Source organism: Acinetobacter sp. 1294243 (assembly GCF_000588015.1).
In the GTDB taxonomy this organism is placed as follows: domain Bacteria; phylum Pseudomonadota; class Gammaproteobacteria; order Pseudomonadales; family Moraxellaceae; genus Acinetobacter; species Acinetobacter pittii.
In genome coordinates this window covers 29,597-44,941 of the sequence record NZ_JFXG01000010.1, presented here as the reverse complement: position 1 = coordinate 44,941, position 15,345 = coordinate 29,597, and the positions used below count along the sequence as shown (strand labels likewise).

Sequence of the window (15,345 nt, the reverse complement as noted above, 5' to 3'; positions counted from 1 at the left end):
ATAAAATAACGATTTTAAAGGGTGAATATATGCCAAATACTTTTTTCTTACAAAGAGTTGCCGATTTATATGACACCTTTAAACGACATGATGCACAGCAGACAGATCGTTTGCTGCGGTATCGTAATATTGAGGCGGAGTCTGCAAAATTACTATCGCAATTTATTCGGATGCAGCAAGCCAAATCAATTTTAGAAATCGGTACTTCAACAGGTTATTCTACTTTATGGCTTGCTGAGGCTGTTCAAGCTACTCATGGAAAAGTAACCACGCTTGAAATTGACGCCAATCGTAGTAATGAAGCTAAACGCCATGCAACCGAACTAGCATTAGATGAATTGGTTGATTTTTGGGTTGGAGATGCAGCCGATTACCTAAAAGAAACTCAGGAAACTTTCGATTTTATTTTGTTAGATGCTGAGCGACCTGCTTACGAGAATTATTGGCCAGATTTAAAACGTTTAATGAAGCCAAAAGGTGGCGTACTCATTATTGATAATGTTATTTCACATGCGGCTGAAGTCAGTTCATTCTTAGCTTTAATTAAAAAAGATGAAAATTTTATGAGCAGTATTTTGCCGGTAGGCGCTGGTTTATGCATTGTAGTGGCAAGGTAAGCCATTTAAAAATCTGATTTATTCATTCATAAAGGCCTGTTCAAAGCAGGCCTTATTTCATTATGTTATGAAGCATTCACTAAAGATAGGCGAGTAAAGTGTAAGTCGAATTCTAAATATTTATGTACAAAAGCAGCTTTGTCTGTTGATCGTAATAAGTTGTCATAAATAAATTCTGGTACAGGATGATAAAGTTCACCTGAACCATCGCTATAAAATATTTTTAGATGACGTGAAGTCGCATTGTATTTCCATGAAGTGACTGCCACAGTATTCGCCATAAATTTTTCCCCTTTTATTTCATATTACTTAAGCTCAAAAAACATCGGTTATTTATTCGACATTACTCAAACTTCATGTAATGGGGAAGGGCATAATTGTAAAAGTATCAGTAGAAAATGTGATGTGCTTATTCAAAACAGAAGAACCATCCGATGAGGGATGGTTCTTTGAGTTTTTAAAATCTAATAAGAGATTAGATTTTACCAACTAGGTCGATAGATGGAGCAAGAGTAGCTTCGCCTTCTTTCCATTTAGCTGGGCAAACTTCACCTGGGTGAGCGTGTACGTATTGAGCAGCTTTTACTTTACGAAGAAGTTCAGACGCGTCACGGCCGATACCACCAGCGTTGAGTTCAACGATTTGGATTTTACCTTCTGGATCGATAACGAAAGTACCACGGTCAGCTAAACCTTCAGATTCGATAAGAACGTCGAAGTTTTTAGAAAGAGTCCAAGTTGGGTCACCAACTAATGGGTATTGGATTTTTTTGATTTCTTCAGAAGTGTCGTGCCAAGCTTTGTGAGTGAAGTGTGTATCAGTAGATACAGCATAAATTTCAACACCAAGTTTTTGGAATTCAGCGTAGTTGTCAGCTAAGTCACCAAGTTCAGTTGGACAAACGAAAGTGAAGTCAGCTGGATAGAAGAATACAACAGACCATTTACCTTTAAGGTTAGTTTCGTTAACTTCAACAAATTGGCCGTTGTGGTAAGCAGTTGCTTGGAATGGTTTAACTTCAGTATTAATCAAGCTCATCATTGTCTCCATGATTGAGGTTTATATTTAAACTTGTTTACGAGATGTAGAATAAATAAAAATTCTTTATTGGGGAAATAGTATTTTTACATGACTAAAATCGGAAAATCGAATAAGTGATAAATTTACGATTTTTAAGTCCCCAAACACTGTATTCGATTTGACTGCAAAAACATGTAAATCAAATGACAGTTATCGTAAAAGAAACTTGCCTAACAACATGAAGTCTCGTTAGTCAAAATTCAAGGGTAAAATTTTAAAAAATTAAAAATATATAAAAAACCAACTGTTTTACCTTATGGTCATTAGAGCGTAAAATAGAGGATTGTTGTATTTTCAGGAAAATTTGTCTGTGCAGAATGATTTAAATATTGATCAGTGGGTGATGGCAAGAGATCGTTACCGTTTAAATCGTTTGCGTAAAGATAAAAAAGCTAATACAGCAGAGATTGAAAAATTATTTGAACAATCTAATGCCAAAGTAAGGCAGCGATTTGAACGTCTCCCTAAAATCAAATTGAATCAGGATTTACCTGTTTCTCAATATGCAGACCGTTTAATTGATGCGATTCAAAAGCATCAGGTCATTATTGTGGCAGGGGAGACAGGGTCAGGTAAAACCACACAGCTTCCTCAGATTGCAATGTTAGCGGGACGTGGCTTAACGGGAATGATTGGTCATACCCAACCACGTCGTTTAGCTGCACGTAGTGTTTCTCAACGTATTGCAGAAGAAGTCGGCGAAAAGCTTGGCGAATCTATCGGTTTTAAAATCCGTTTTAATGAACAAGGTTCGCAGGACTCAATCGTACGGTTAATGACCGATGGTATTTTGCTTGCCGAGTTAGGTAATGACCGTTATTTGTCTAAATATGACACGATCATTATTGATGAAGCGCATGAACGCTCACTCAATATCGATTTTATTATGGGTTATTTAAAGCAGTTACTGCCAAAACGCCCAGATCTAAAAGTTATGGTGACTTCGGCAACTTTAGATGTAAATCGCTTTAGTAATTACTTTAATGACGCACCTATTTTTGAAGTAGAAGGGCGTAGTTATCCTGTCGAAGTACTTTATCGCCCAATTTCAGAAATGAATATTGGTGGCAGTGATGACGATGAGTTTGATGATTTTGAGGAAAATCTTCCTCGCGCAGTGGTACAAGCGGTTGAAGAATGCTTTGCTGACGCAGAAGCAAAAGGTCACCCCGAACATGCCGATATTCTAATTTTCTCAAGCACAGAACAAGAAATTCGTGAGTTGCAGGAAACCTTACAAAAGTATGGGCCAAGACATACCGAAATTTTACCGCTGTATGCGCGTTTAGCTGTTTCTGAACAACAGAAGATTTTTAGTCCGGGTGGAAAAGGACGTCGTATTATTATTGCGACCAACGTGGCCGAAACTGCACTTACGGTTCCGAATATTCGCTATGTGATTGATAGCGGTTTTGCTCGTATATCACGTTATAACTATCGTTCACGTGTACAACGTTTACCAATTGAAGCAATTTCACAGGCTGCTGCCAATCAGCGTAAAGGGCGTTGTGGTCGTATTGCTCCGGGTGTGTGTATTCGTTTATATAGCGAAGAAGATTTTTTAAGTCGCCCTGAGTTTACCGAACCAGAAATTAAACGAACCAACTTAGCGTCTGTTATTTTGCAAATGCAGAGCTTAGGGTTAGGTGAGTTAGAAAACTTCGACTTTATTGAGCCACCAGATTTCCGTCTTGTAAATGATGGCCGTAAATTACTGATTGAGTTAGGCGCACTTAACGAGAAAAAAAATGAGCTGACCAAAGTTGGGCAAATGATGGCTCGTATGCCAATTGACCCACGACTCGCTCGTATGATCGTGGGCGGCGCTCATTTTGGCATACTCAAAGAAATCTTAATTGTGGTAAGTGCTTTAGCGGTTCAAGATCCGCGTGAGCGCCCAGCCGATAAACAAATGCAGGCTGACCAAAAGCATGCTTTGTTTAAAGAAGCAGATTCAGATTTTCTGTTTTATTTGAAACTTTGGGAGACTTTAAATCCTAAAGGCGAAGCAGGCATGTCTGAAAATAAACGGCGTCAATTTGCCAAGCAGCATTTCTTAAGCTGGTTGCGTTTACGTGAGTGGAAGCAGACACACCAGCAATTGGTTGAGTTAGCCGAAGGCTTAAAACTCAGCTTTAATGAAAAACCTGCGAATTATGAAAACTTGCACCGTGCGTTGCTGACAGGCTTATTATCTTTTATTGCTAATAAAACTGATGAACGCAACACCTTTATGGCAGTGCGTCAGCAAAAGGCTAAAGTTTTCCCTGCGAGTACTTTGCATAAAACCAATACCTCTTGGGTGATGGCTTTTGAGATGGTCGAAACCTCTCAAGTGTACTTACGTACTTTAGCCAAAATTGATCCTGAATGGATTTTACTTGCTGCACGCGATTTGTTGAAATATCACTATTTCGAGCCACATTGGTCTAAGAAAGCTGGGATCGTCAATGCGTATGCGCAAATTTCTTTATTTGGTTTAATTATTGAGCCAAAGCGGTTAATTAATTTTGAGAAAGTTGACCAACCTGCTGCTCATGAGATTTTCTTACGCGATGCATTAACTACTGGTAACTTGGGTACAGTTCCACCATTTTTAAAACACAACTTACTTAAGCTTGAAGAAGTAGAGCGAGTTGAAGATAAATTGCGTCGTCGTGATTTGGTGGTGGATGAAGAAACAATTTATCAGTTTTATGCGTCGAAAATTCCTGAGGAAATCGCGAGTCGCCGTAGTTTTGAAGACTGGCGTGCAACGGTAGAAGCAAATAATCCTCGTTATTTATTTATTGACGATGATGCGCTCTGGCTAAATGACCGACCAACAACGCAGCAATTCCCAGATCATCTACACAATGGGCAACTACGTTTAGCAACGACATATCATTTTGACCCTAGCCATGATGAAGATGGTGCTACTGTTCAAATTCCTGTACAGGCATTGCCTCAAGTCGATGAAAATATTTGGTCATGGGGAATTCCGGGTTGGCGCCAAGATTTAATTGAGGCTTTACTCAAAGCTTTACCTAAAGACAAGCGTCGTAATGTAGTGCCTATTCCTGATACAGCTCGTAAGCTCATGCAAGGGGTTGATGCAGTACATTTACGTGAACATATTTTTAGTTATTTAGCTTTTGCCTTGCGTGGTGAGCAAATTACTGAAAAAGATTTCTCGTTTGAACGTATTGATCCATATTTGGTGCCTTTCATTAAGGTTATTGATGAAAAAGGTAAGCTGATTGCGAAAGGGCGTGATTTACCTGAGTTAAAAGCACGTTGTCGTGTAGAAACGCATCGTCCAGTGAAACAGCAAAAAGGTGAGTTTAAGGACTTTCCTGAAAACTTTACTTTCGAGGCTTCTCATAAAGTTACGGGCGTTGTAGTAAAGCAATATCAGGCTTTAGTTCCGACCAAGGCTTTTGCTGACCTCGAAGCTAAAGATGAGTCAGGCATTGTTATTCAAACGTTTAACGATCAGGCTGAGGCGATTAAACAGCATCGTGAAGGTATTATTCGTCTAGTCCATATGCAACTTGGCGATTTGGTTCGTCAGTTGAAAAAGCAGATTTCAAAACCGCTCGCGTTGGCTTATTCACCTTTGGGCGATAAAGCTAAGCTTGAGCAGATGTTGGTCTATGCAACGTTGCAGATGGCAATTACGACTCTGCCAATTAACGCAGATGAATTTAACAAACTGCTCGAGCAAGTTAAAAAGCAATTTTTGACCCATGGTCAGCAAGCACTTGAGCAGTTAAGTGATATTTACATTCAGTGGCAGCAAATCCGTCGTCAGCTTTTAGTGCTTGATCCAAACGTGTTTGGGCGCAGTATTGATGATATTGAAGATCAACTAGATTTAATGTCACTTGGTAATTTTGTTTACTGCCAACCAGTCGATCTTTGGCAGGAATATCCGCGATATTTAAAAGCGCTGCTATTGCGTTTAGATCGATTGCCAAATAATCTACAGCGAGATCATGCCGCTATTGATGATGTCGATCCATGGATGGACAAGGTATTTAAATTCAAAAATAATCCCAAAATCAAAGAATTGTATTTGATGTTGGAAGAATTCCGCATTTCTTTATTTTCTCAACCGATGAAAACCAAGATGCCTATTTCGCCAACTCGACTGCAAAAGTTATGGGATCGTTTGGGAATCAGTTAAGATAGATCGGGGTCTGTTTATGTTGTTGTTTAGCCTACAACGCAATTTATAAATGAAAGATTAACAGACCCTATTCATTTTTTTAGGAGTTTTACATGGGCATTCGTATCACAGGTACTGGGTTATTTCACCCAACAGAAATCATTTCTAATGAAGAACTGGCCGACAGTTTAAATGCTTATGTGGAACAATATAACCAAGAGAATGCAGAGAAAATTGCAGCAGGTGAACTCGAAGAATTACGTGGTTCTAGTGCTGAATTTATTGAAAAAGCGTCTGGTATTAAGCGCCGTTACGTGATTGAGAAATCAGGTATTCTCGATCCAAATCGTTTGCGTCCTCGTTTGTCTGAACGTTCAAATGATGAACTTTCACTTCAAGCAGAGTGGGGCGTGATTGCTGCGAAACAGGCAATGGAAAATGCAGGCGTAACTGCTGAAGATATCGATGTTGTGATTTTGGCATGTTCAAACATGCAGCGTGCTTATCCGGCTGTAGCGATTGAAATTCAGTCAGCACTTGGCATTCAAGGTTATGCCTACGACATGAACGTTGCATGTTCAGCTGCAACTTTTGGTTTGAAACAAGCGGCAGATGCAATTCGCTCGGGTGCTCGCCGTGTTTTATTGGTGAACGTTGAGATTACATCGGGTCACCTAGACTACCGTAACCGTGACTGTCACTTCATTTTTGGTGATGTTGCAACGGCTTCTATTATTGAAGAAACCACTACTAAGACTGGTTTTGAAATTTTAGATATTCATCTATTTACTCAATTTTCAAACAACATTCGCAATAACTTTGGTTTCTTAAACCGTAGCGAAGATGCAGTAGTTGACGACAAGTTATTCCGTCAAGATGGCCGCAAAGTCTTTAAAGATGTTTGTCCGTTGGTGGCAAAAATCATTAATGCGCAGTTAGAAAAAATGCAGTTAACTGCAAACGATATCAAGCGTTTCTGGTTACACCAAGCCAATGCCAACATGAATGAATTAATCTTGAAATATGTGGCTGGTAAAGAGGCAGATTTAAGCCGTGCCCCAATTATTCTAGATGAGTTTGCCAATACCTCTTCAGCAGGCGTGATCATTGCTTTACACCGTACAGGCCATGAAGTAGATAATGGCGAATATGGGGTGATTTCATCTTTCGGTGCTGGTTATTCAGTCGGTTCGATTGTTGTACAAAAGCACGTTGCTTAAGTTACTAGATTAATTAAAAACGCTCGTAAGAGCGTTTTTTTTTATGGGGCGAAAATAATAAAGCGGACTAAAATTAGCCCGCTTCAATTGAATCAAAAATGATTAAAACTTTTTGGTGTAGTTTACAAACAAGCGGTCTTCACCAAAGTCATTGCCGTGTTTTACGTTGTAATCAATCCGAATGTATTGCAGGGCAAGACCTTTTAAGAATGGTTGTTGAAACGCATAGTTTAAAATCACATTCGACTCGGTTTCATGATTTTTTTCGCCATTGGCTGCTTTGAAATCATTTCCGTAAACATATTTCACCATCGCATTTAGGCCCGGAACATAATCTTTAAAGTCGTAGCCATACATGACATGGTAAGACTTTTCATCTTCTTTAAAGAAACCCGTTGCATTCCAGTTAATGAAATAGGTTTCTGGTAAGAAACCATCTGGTAGAGGATAAGCCGACTCACCGATAATTTGTTGGTACCCCAAACCAAAGGTATGGTTCTTTACTTTAAGTGTTTCTAACACCCCAATGTTCTGCGCATCAATATCAAAAGTATTGCCGTCATCTTTTGCATTGAAGTATTTAAACTTAGACGTAAGCGCAAAATTAGGTTGTTTCCAATTATGCTCAAGCCCAACATAGTGTTTGTTGTAGAGGTCTTCCAAATTACCAAAGTAATATTCACCCTTGAGTGACGGCGTAAATTGATAGCGCAGGTCAATATAATTTAAGCCGTCAGATTCTTTAGTCATTCCATTTGCCGTGAATGAAAACTTTTTAAAGTCCTCTTCATTGCGTGGCGACACTTTTTCGACTCGACCAATTTCTGCATAGAGCTGATCTGAAAGTTGCGACTTAAGATTGGTTCCCCAATAAGAGGCAAGCAATTGTCGGCTGGCATCCACAGCCGTTACAGGCAGGTCTAACCAGAGTTCACCGACACTTAAAAGAGTTTTGTCATAACCTAGTTTTAAAGTTGCGCCGTATTTTAAGAAGTCAGAGGCTTGAGATTGTGTTTCTTTATTAAAAGGCAAAACTGTATCAGCGACGTGTTTGTCCGAACTTAGACGTACAGCGTATTGAACAGAAGCATCGGCACCAATCGTAATAGGCTTGTCTGCAATTTGCAGTGGGGTGTCATGCATTTTCGATTTATAAAATAGCGATGCTGCTTGAGACCAACTACCAGTATCTTTGAGGGCATCATTATCAAAATTACGGTTGATATAGGCATTCTTTAGCGTGAACTTCCATTCATCTTCGGGCTGCTGATTTGGATTTGCAGCGAATGAATTGCCATACATCAACACTAAGGTTGCGAAAGTTAAAGCACATGGCTTAAAGCAGTGTAATAATTCCATAATCCATTTCCAAAAGATGCGCCAGTCCTCGGCGCATTTAATTTACTGCTGGGCAAGCGTGTTTTGAGAGTTAAAAGTTGATGGCGTTTGTGCGGCAACAGAGGCTTTGAGATTGACCATAAATATTGCAAGTGCAGCAATCACACCCGGAATTGCAATCGCTAAGAAATTCATTTGGTGAGGAAGCTCAAGTGTGAGTAGGGCTCCGGTTAAAACTGGTCCGATAATCGCACCGATACGACCAATTCCAGATGCCCAGCCCATGCCAGTTGAACGAAGTGCTGTCGGATAGAACTGTGCAACGAAAGTGTAGAGTAAGATTTGCGAACCAATTGTGGCAGCACCAGCAATTGCAATCAGGCTATATAAAATAAATTGCGGACTATTAATACCAAGTAGAATTAAAGCTGCTGAACCCACAATGAACATGATCGTAATAACAGGTTTTAAATGGAATCTGTCTGCTAAAGCACCGCCACCAATTGCACCGACCATGCCGCCAATATTGAGTGCAAACAGGAACAACATGCTTGCACCTAATGAGTAGCCCGCTTGTAGCATGAGTTTAGGTAACCAGCTTCCTAAGGCATACACCATGAGTAAGCACATAAAGAAAGCAATCCAGAACATAAATGTGCTGAAGGTACGGCCTTGCTGGAAAAGCGCACGGACAGGTGCATCTGTTGTTGTGCTTTCGTTTAATACCAGTTGAGTATTGGCGTTTACCTGAGTTTGAGGTGCAATTTTACTCACAATACTTTTTGCCTGTTCGCCATGGTTAGATTTCACTAAAAAGGCAAGAGATTCTGGCAAAAATTTCCAGATGAGTGGGAGCAGCAACAGGGGAATACCCGCAATTAAAAACATGATTTGCCAGCCCATATCTTTCACAAGCCATGCGCCGAGTAGTGCAGAGGTCATGCCACCAATTGCATAGCCACTAAACATGATTGCGACTAATGTACTGCGGATTTTTTTTGGTGCGTATTCAGTCATAAGTGCGACCACATTTGGCATAACGCCACCAATCCCAAGACCTGCGATAAAGCGCAAAATAGCAAACTCTGTTGGTCCTTTGGCAAAGGCACCCATAAAGGTAAATCCGCTAAATAAGGTGACACAAATCAGGATGGTTTTTTTTCGTCCCAGTTTGTCTGAAAGCGTGCCGAAAATCATGGCACCAAACATCATCCCGAATAGCGCAGCACTGGCGAGTAACCCAGCTTCTACCGCAGTTAATGACCATTGTTGCATTAACAGAGGAAGAGCAACTCCATAAATAACTAAATCATATCCATCAAAAATAATAATAAGTAAGCACCAGATTAAAACTTTCCAATGAAAAGATGTAAAACTAGCTTTATCAATTAACTCATTAATATTAACCTTGCTCGTATCCATTTTCTTCACCTCCAATTTGTGAAGCATCGCGTTATTTTTTAATAAACTATTTTGTTATTGAGTTAGAGTCAAAAACCTAATTGATATATCTTTATGTCTTTAAGGTATTGTGCTTAAGTTAATGTAAGCAATTGAAAAATATAATTTATTGTCCTTGTCTTAGTGGGTGTTTTTGTTGCGTTTAAAATAGGGTTAAATATTGTATTGTGAGAATTTTAAGGATTTTATAGGTACTTTTTTATAGATTTTATTGATGATAATCACGCTTAAAAATATCGTTAAATTTATATTATGAGTTGAAGTAAAAATATAAAAACAAAATACTAAAATCTATTATTTAATTATTTTAGAAATTGATCTTAAAAATGAAATTTAATTTATATTTAATAAAAATCGCCAAATCAGAATTAGCAAATTATTTGCATCCTGATTTGGCGATTGAGGCTTTATTCTAGTGTTAGGTGCTTAGATAAAAAACTTAATTTGTGGCTGGCGTTGAGCGTGGGGTGAGAATGAAATGGGCGATTACACCAATGCAAATACCCCAAAAAACTGAGCTTAATCCAAGAAAATGCATGCCTGATGCGGTAGCTAAAAAGGTAATAAGTGCAGCATCACGTTGACTATCATTCTTCATGGCAACAGAAATATTGGTGGCAATCGCACCAAGTAAAGCTAAACCTGCTAGTGCTGCTACCAGTTCTTTAGGAAGTAAGCTAAATAGCATGACAATACTGCCAGCAAATAAGCCTCCTAAAATATAAAAAATTCCGTTGGCGATTCCAGCGATGTAACGCTTTTCTTTAAGTTCATGTGCATCTTTGCCCATACATAAAGCTGCGGTAATTGATGCAAGCACAATGGTAATACCGCCGACACAGGCAACAGCTAAAGAGGCAATACTGGTGACAGTAATAATGGGTTTGGCTGGGGTGTTGTAACCGCTGAGTTTCATAATCGCCATACCTGGTAAAAATTGACCGGTTAGACTGACTAAAATGAGAGGAATAGCGAGGTTCAGTGTTGAGTTCCATGTCCATTCTGGGCTAATCCACTGTGGAATAGCTAAACTAAAACTCACATCAACCGGATTCATTTTGCCTAAAATGAGGCTTAATAAAACTCCGGCAGCTAACACCCAAATCATGGTGTAGCGCGGCATTAAACGTTTGGCAATTAAAAAGACAATGAGCATGCTAAAGACAATAAAAGGCATGCTATCAGACGCGGTAAATAGACCAATACCAAATTGAAAAAGAATCCCAGCCATCATGCCCGCCGCGACATCTTGCGGAATCCACTTTAGCAATTTGTCGAAGTAACCTGTAACGCCAATTAAAAAAATAACAATGGCAGAAGTAATATAGGCGGCTACTGCTTCATTCAACGAGACGTTTGGAAATAGGGTAACTAATAGGGCAGTGCCCGGTGCTGACCATGCGGTTATGACAGGTGTTTTATATTTAATTTAAAGATAAATACCTGAAACGGCGGCACCAATTGAAATTCCCCAAATCCATGACACCATCATGTCGGTGGACACATGGGCGCGCTGAGCAGCTTGGAAAAAAATAATCAGTGGGCCTGAGTAAGAAATTAAAACCGCAAGAAAGCCAGCAACTGTTGCTGATATGGACCAGTCATTTTTTAATGTCTTTAACAGGGTTGCCATGTGTGATTGCCTCCATGCAAATCATGTTATTTACCCAATCATGCAAAAAGATCAGGGTTAACCCTGATCTCCACCTCCGACTGAAATAACCGAGCCAGTCATATATGATGCTTCGTCTGATGCAAGAAATAAAATTGCATTGACTTGTTCTTGAATTGTGCCATAACGGCCCATAAATGTTCGATCTATTGTTTGATCAACCACTTGCTGCATCCAGTCTTTTTCATTTTGACTTAACGGGTTGGCATTGCGTGGTACTTTGCGAGGCGGTGCTTCGGTTCCACCAGTCGCAACAGCATTGACTCGAATTCCGTCTTTGGCATGTTCAAAAGCAAGCGATGCCGTTAAAGCATTTACGCCACCTTTAGATGCTGAGTAGGGAATACGATTAATACCACGGGTTGCAATTGAAGACACATTTACAATCACCCCCGATTGTTGCTTAATCATGGCAGGTAACACAGCGCGGCAACACCATAACGTTGGAAACAACGAGCGATTTACTTCCTTAATGATCTCTTCTTCGGAAAACTCTTCAAAAGGTTTCATCCAGATCGCACCACCCACATTATTAATCAGAATATCTATCCGACCATAATGTTCAATGGCTCGTGCAACTACTGCTTGCGCGCCTGCATAGGTTTCTAGGTCAGCATTAACCGTGACGGCATTGCCATTTGCACTCTGAATTTCTTTGAGAACGTCTTCAACGTATTCAGAGCGGTCAGCCATGACGACTTGTCCACCTTCAGCTGCAACTTGCAGTGCCACACCACGACCAATACCTTGGGCACTACCCGTAACAATCACGACTTTATTAGTAAATCTTTGACGGTTTGACATAGATAACTTCTCCACCTATTAATTCGCAGAGAACTTTTCAAACAAGAAATTAGCAGGCTTGATATTTTCAGTTTCTAACCAACCACGTACCGCTTCTACCATTGGCACTGGGCCACATAGATAAACATCGACATCGCCACCGTTTAACCATTCACTTTCAATATGACCAGTGACATAGCCTTTGCGTTCATGGTTACTCTCAGAGCTTGCGACCACAGTTCGATATTCAAACCATGGGAATTTCGCCTGCAACTCATTGAGTTTTTCTAGAGCAACCAAATCAAAGTCATTGGTTACACCAAAGACTAAACGAACTGGTTGTTCTGAACCTTTTTCTTCAAGCACTTGTAACATCGACATAAATGGGGCAATACCAGTACCGCCTGCAAGCATTAGCACTGGACGCGCTACATTACGTAAGTAGAAGCTACCGAATGGACCTGTAAATGTCATTTTGTCGCCAGCTTTAGCATTCTTGCTTAAGAATTCACTCATCTTGCCATTTGGTACATTACGTACCACAAAGCCTGTTAAGCGATTGCCCGGTTTTGAGCTAAATGAATATGAACGTGTTTCGCCAGTTTCTGGAATTGCAACATTGACATACTGACCTGCAAGGAAATGAATATCCGGTTGACCTTCATCAAGTTGAATATCAAATGTGATGGTTGAATCTGATAAGTTTTCAACGCGGGCTAAAGTACCTTGGAAGCTATGAATTTCTGTTTTGCAAACATCTGATGAGGCTTGAATCTGGAATACTGCATCGGACGTTGGGCGACATTGGCAAGCAAGAATATAGCCTTGCTCAGCTTCTTCAGGGGTTAATGCATCTTCAATATAGGTTTCTTCTGGCATGTCATAACTACCGGACTCGCAAAATGCGCGGCAAGTTCCACATGCTCCATCACGGCAATCCAAAGGAATATTAATTTTTTGGCGATAGGCTGCGTCAGATAGGGTTTCGCCCTGAGCTACGTTAATGAAACGTGTAACACCATCTTCAAATTGAAGTGCGATATTGTGGTTTGACATGGCATGTATCCTACAAAATATTTGAAACTTTTACCCTCAGCCAACAGTCCGTTTAACTGAGGGGTATGTCTTAAAGGTGGTAAATATCAATCACTTGATTGATGTAGTCATTTTTCAAAACGACATACTTGCTCAAGATTTTTGGTTGATCACCTGAAAAATCGATCACATAACGTGACATACCGAAATAGCTGTAATTTGTCTTGTAACGGAAACTCAAAGTATTCCAATTAAAGCGAACAGTAACCTTGTCGCCGTCGCGATCGAGAACTTCAACGTTGGCAATATTGTGGCTTTTGCGTGTGTCCGGCCTGGTTGCAGATGAGCGCTCAGTTTTAATACGGAACACACGATCTTCTAAACCTTGACGGTCTGGATAATAAATAAGTGAAATTTCAGATTGTGGATCTTCAGTTAATCTATCGTCGTCGTCCCAAGCTGGCATCCAGAAAGAAGCTTCCGGTGCGTAACATTCAAGCCAGTCATCCCATTGTTCATCATCTAAAAAACGAGCTTCACGATAGAGAAACTGAGCAATATTTTCTAAAGTTGCTTTGTCTTGAGCACTCATGCTGTTTCTCCCTGATCAGCAATTTCTTTCTCTGATGCAATCGCGTGTTTCATGGTTTGTAACCAATATTGATGTTGGGCCAGATACAGGCCTTCATCTTCAGTTTTAATCCCACTTAACATGGGTTTTAAACCGATTTCGTTCGCTGCCTCATCTGGTCCATAAATCCAGTGTTTTGAACCGCGGCACATGTCATTCCATTCAAGTGCAATACCTGCATAGCCTGCCTGACAAGCACGGAATTCTTCTAAATCGTCTGGTGTTGCCATACCTGATGCATTAAAGAAATCTTCATATTGACGGATACGACGTGCACGAGCTTCAGGTGCTTCACCTTTAGGCGCGATACAGTAAATGGTGACTTCAGTTCGATTAACCGAAAGTGGGCGAAGTACACGAATTTGCGAACCAAACTGATCCATCAAATAAACATTTGGATAGAGACAAAGATTACGTGAGCGCTCAATCATCCATTTCGACATCGCTTCACCGTATTTTTCGGTGTATTCGTCTGCTTTCGGGAAGTTTGGACGGTCTTCTGGGTTTGCCCATTGTGTCCAAAGCAACATGTGGCCATTTTCAAAGCCATACGAGCCACCGCCTTGTTTACCCCAAGAACCTGCACTCATGGCACGAATGTTATCGGCAGCTTGAGTTTCTTTACGGTGTTGAGTTGTTGCTGCATAGTTCCAGTGAACAGCAGAAACATGATAACCATCGGCACCATTTTCAGCGGTGAGTTTCCAGTTGCCTTCATAGGTATAGGTAGATGAACCACGTAAAACTTCAAGGCCATGTTCAGACTGGTCAACAATCATGTCGATGATTTTGGTGGTTTCTCCCAAGAATTCTTCAAGTGAAGGAACATCGGGATTTAAGCTACCAAATAAGAACCCTTTGTAACTCTCAAAACGAGCCACTTTTTTAAGGTCGTGTGAGCCATCTTGGTTAAAACAGTCAGAATAGCCTGCTTCACTTGGATCTTTAACCTTAAGCAATTTACCTGAGTTGTTAAAAGTCCAGCCGTGGAAAGGGCAAGTATACGTTGCTTTATTACCACGTTTGTAACGGCAAAGTTGTGCTCCGCGGTGTGAACACGCATTGATCATGGCATTCAATTCACCGTTACGGTTGCGGGCAATAATGACCGGCTGACGACCAATGTGAGTGGTGTAGTAGTCATTATTGTTTGGAATTTGGCTTTCGTGTGCTAAGTAAACCCAATTACCTTCGAAGATATATTTCATTTCGAGGTCAAAAAGAGCTTCGTCAGTAAACACTGAGCGATGAAGTTTAAATTCACCTGTATCGATATTATCGACAAGTAATTCATCAATACGGTCAAGATGGCTAGTATTGATTACAGGAATACGTGGCATGTCCGTTCTCCGACTTT

At 40.3% G+C, this 15,345-nt stretch carries 11 protein-coding genes and 1 pseudogene; 3 read left to right on the top strand and 9 right to left on the bottom strand.

The window, feature by feature from the left end; translation table 11 throughout:
- Positions 1–29 precede the first annotated feature (29 nt).
- Positions 30–617: an O-methyltransferase gene (locus J655_RS16970; protein WP_032052689.1), complete on the top strand. Its 588-nt coding sequence runs from the start codon at positions 30–32 to the stop codon at positions 615–617.
- Between the two features lie 65 nt (positions 618–682).
- On the opposite strand, the gene J655_RS16965 is transcribed toward J655_RS16970, so the two are convergent.
- Entirely contained in the window at positions 683–898 is a 216-nt protein-coding gene (locus J655_RS16965; RefSeq protein WP_005070287.1) for a KTSC domain-containing protein, read from the bottom strand.
- 194 nt (positions 899–1,092) lie between these two features.
- Positions 1,093–1,656 carry an alkyl hydroperoxide reductase subunit C gene (gene ahpC / locus J655_RS16960; RefSeq protein WP_003652649.1) on the bottom strand — a complete coding sequence of 188 codons (564 nt, stop codon included), beginning with the start codon at positions 1,654–1,656 and terminating at the stop codon, positions 1,093–1,095.
- 352 nt (positions 1,657–2,008) lie between these two features.
- Here ahpC and hrpA point away from each other — a divergent pair, with 352 nt between their 5' ends.
- Together hrpA and J655_RS16950 are read left to right on the top strand one after the other, a co-directional pair.
- Positions 2,009–5,866 (top strand): ATP-dependent RNA helicase HrpA, encoded by a 3,858-nt coding sequence (gene hrpA, locus J655_RS16955; RefSeq protein WP_032052688.1) that lies wholly within the window; start codon positions 2,009–2,011, stop codon positions 5,864–5,866.
- Between the two features lie 95 nt (positions 5,867–5,961).
- Positions 5,962–7,068 (top strand): beta-ketoacyl-ACP synthase III, encoded by a 1,107-nt coding sequence (locus J655_RS16950; protein WP_013198471.1) that lies wholly within the window; start codon positions 5,962–5,964, stop codon positions 7,066–7,068.
- Between the two features lie 102 nt (positions 7,069–7,170).
- Here the strand turns inward: J655_RS16950 and J655_RS16945 are convergent, their stop codons facing one another.
- The 7 genes and pseudogenes from J655_RS16945 to benA form a co-directional block, all read right to left on the bottom strand.
- Positions 7,171–8,427 (bottom strand): OprD family outer membrane porin, encoded by a 1,257-nt coding sequence (locus J655_RS16945; protein ID WP_032052687.1) that lies wholly within the window; start codon positions 8,425–8,427, stop codon positions 7,171–7,173.
- Positions 8,428–8,469: 42 nt separating this feature from the next.
- Positions 8,470–9,828 (bottom strand): aromatic acid/H+ symport family MFS transporter, encoded by a 1,359-nt coding sequence (locus tag J655_RS16940; RefSeq protein ID WP_032052686.1) that lies wholly within the window; start codon positions 9,826–9,828, stop codon positions 8,470–8,472.
- A gap of 478 nt (positions 9,829–10,306) precedes the next feature.
- A pseudogene (gene benE / locus J655_RS0104600) lies at positions 10,307–11,500 on the bottom strand (benzoate/H(+) symporter BenE).
- A 57-nt stretch (positions 11,501–11,557) separates the two neighbouring features.
- Positions 11,558–12,343, bottom strand: a complete 786-nt coding sequence (locus tag J655_RS16935) for a 1,6-dihydroxycyclohexa-2,4-diene-1-carboxylate dehydrogenase (RefSeq protein WP_032052685.1) — start codon at positions 12,341–12,343, stop codon at positions 11,558–11,560.
- 18 nt (positions 12,344–12,361) lie between these two features.
- Positions 12,362–13,378, bottom strand: a complete 1,017-nt coding sequence (benC, locus tag J655_RS16930) for a benzoate 1,2-dioxygenase electron transfer component BenC (RefSeq protein ID WP_032052684.1) — start codon at positions 13,376–13,378, stop codon at positions 12,362–12,364.
- Positions 13,379–13,448: 70 nt separating this feature from the next.
- Positions 13,449–13,949, bottom strand: a complete 501-nt coding sequence (benB, locus tag J655_RS16925; protein ID WP_032052683.1) for a benzoate 1,2-dioxygenase small subunit — start codon at positions 13,947–13,949, stop codon at positions 13,449–13,451.
- Positions 13,946–15,328, bottom strand: coding sequence for a benzoate 1,2-dioxygenase large subunit (benA, locus tag J655_RS16920; RefSeq protein ID WP_032052682.1), 1,383 nt, complete (start codon positions 15,326–15,328; stop codon positions 13,946–13,948). The genes benB and benA overlap by 4 nt, the downstream gene beginning before the upstream one ends.
- Positions 15,329–15,345 lie beyond the last annotated feature (17 nt).

Coding starts and splice junctions, on each gene's coding strand:
- J655_RS16970 (WP_032052689.1), top strand. CDS start 30: ATGCCAAATACTTTTTTCTTACAAAGAGTTGCCGATTTATATGACACC.
- J655_RS16965 (WP_005070287.1), bottom strand. CDS start 898: ATGGCGAATACTGTGGCAGTCACTTCATGGAAATACAATGCGACTTCA.
- ahpC (WP_003652649.1), bottom strand. CDS start 1,656: ATGAGCTTGATTAATACTGAAGTTAAACCATTCCAAGCAACTGCTTAC.
- J655_RS16950 (WP_013198471.1), top strand. CDS start 5,962: ATGGGCATTCGTATCACAGGTACTGGGTTATTTCACCCAACAGAAATC.
- J655_RS16945 (WP_032052687.1), bottom strand. CDS start 8,427: ATGGAATTATTACACTGCTTTAAGCCATGTGCTTTAACTTTCGCAACC.
- J655_RS16940 (WP_032052686.1), bottom strand. CDS start 9,828: ATGGATACGAGCAAGGTTAATATTAATGAGTTAATTGATAAAGCTAGT.
- J655_RS16935 (WP_032052685.1), bottom strand. CDS start 12,343: ATGTCAAACCGTCAAAGATTTACTAATAAAGTCGTGATTGTTACGGGT.
- benC (WP_032052684.1), bottom strand. CDS start 13,378: ATGTCAAACCACAATATCGCACTTCAATTTGAAGATGGTGTTACACGT.
- benB (WP_032052683.1), bottom strand. CDS start 13,949: ATGAGTGCTCAAGACAAAGCAACTTTAGAAAATATTGCTCAGTTTCTC.
- benA (WP_032052682.1), bottom strand. CDS start 15,328: ATGCCACGTATTCCTGTAATCAATACTAGCCATCTTGACCGTATTGAT.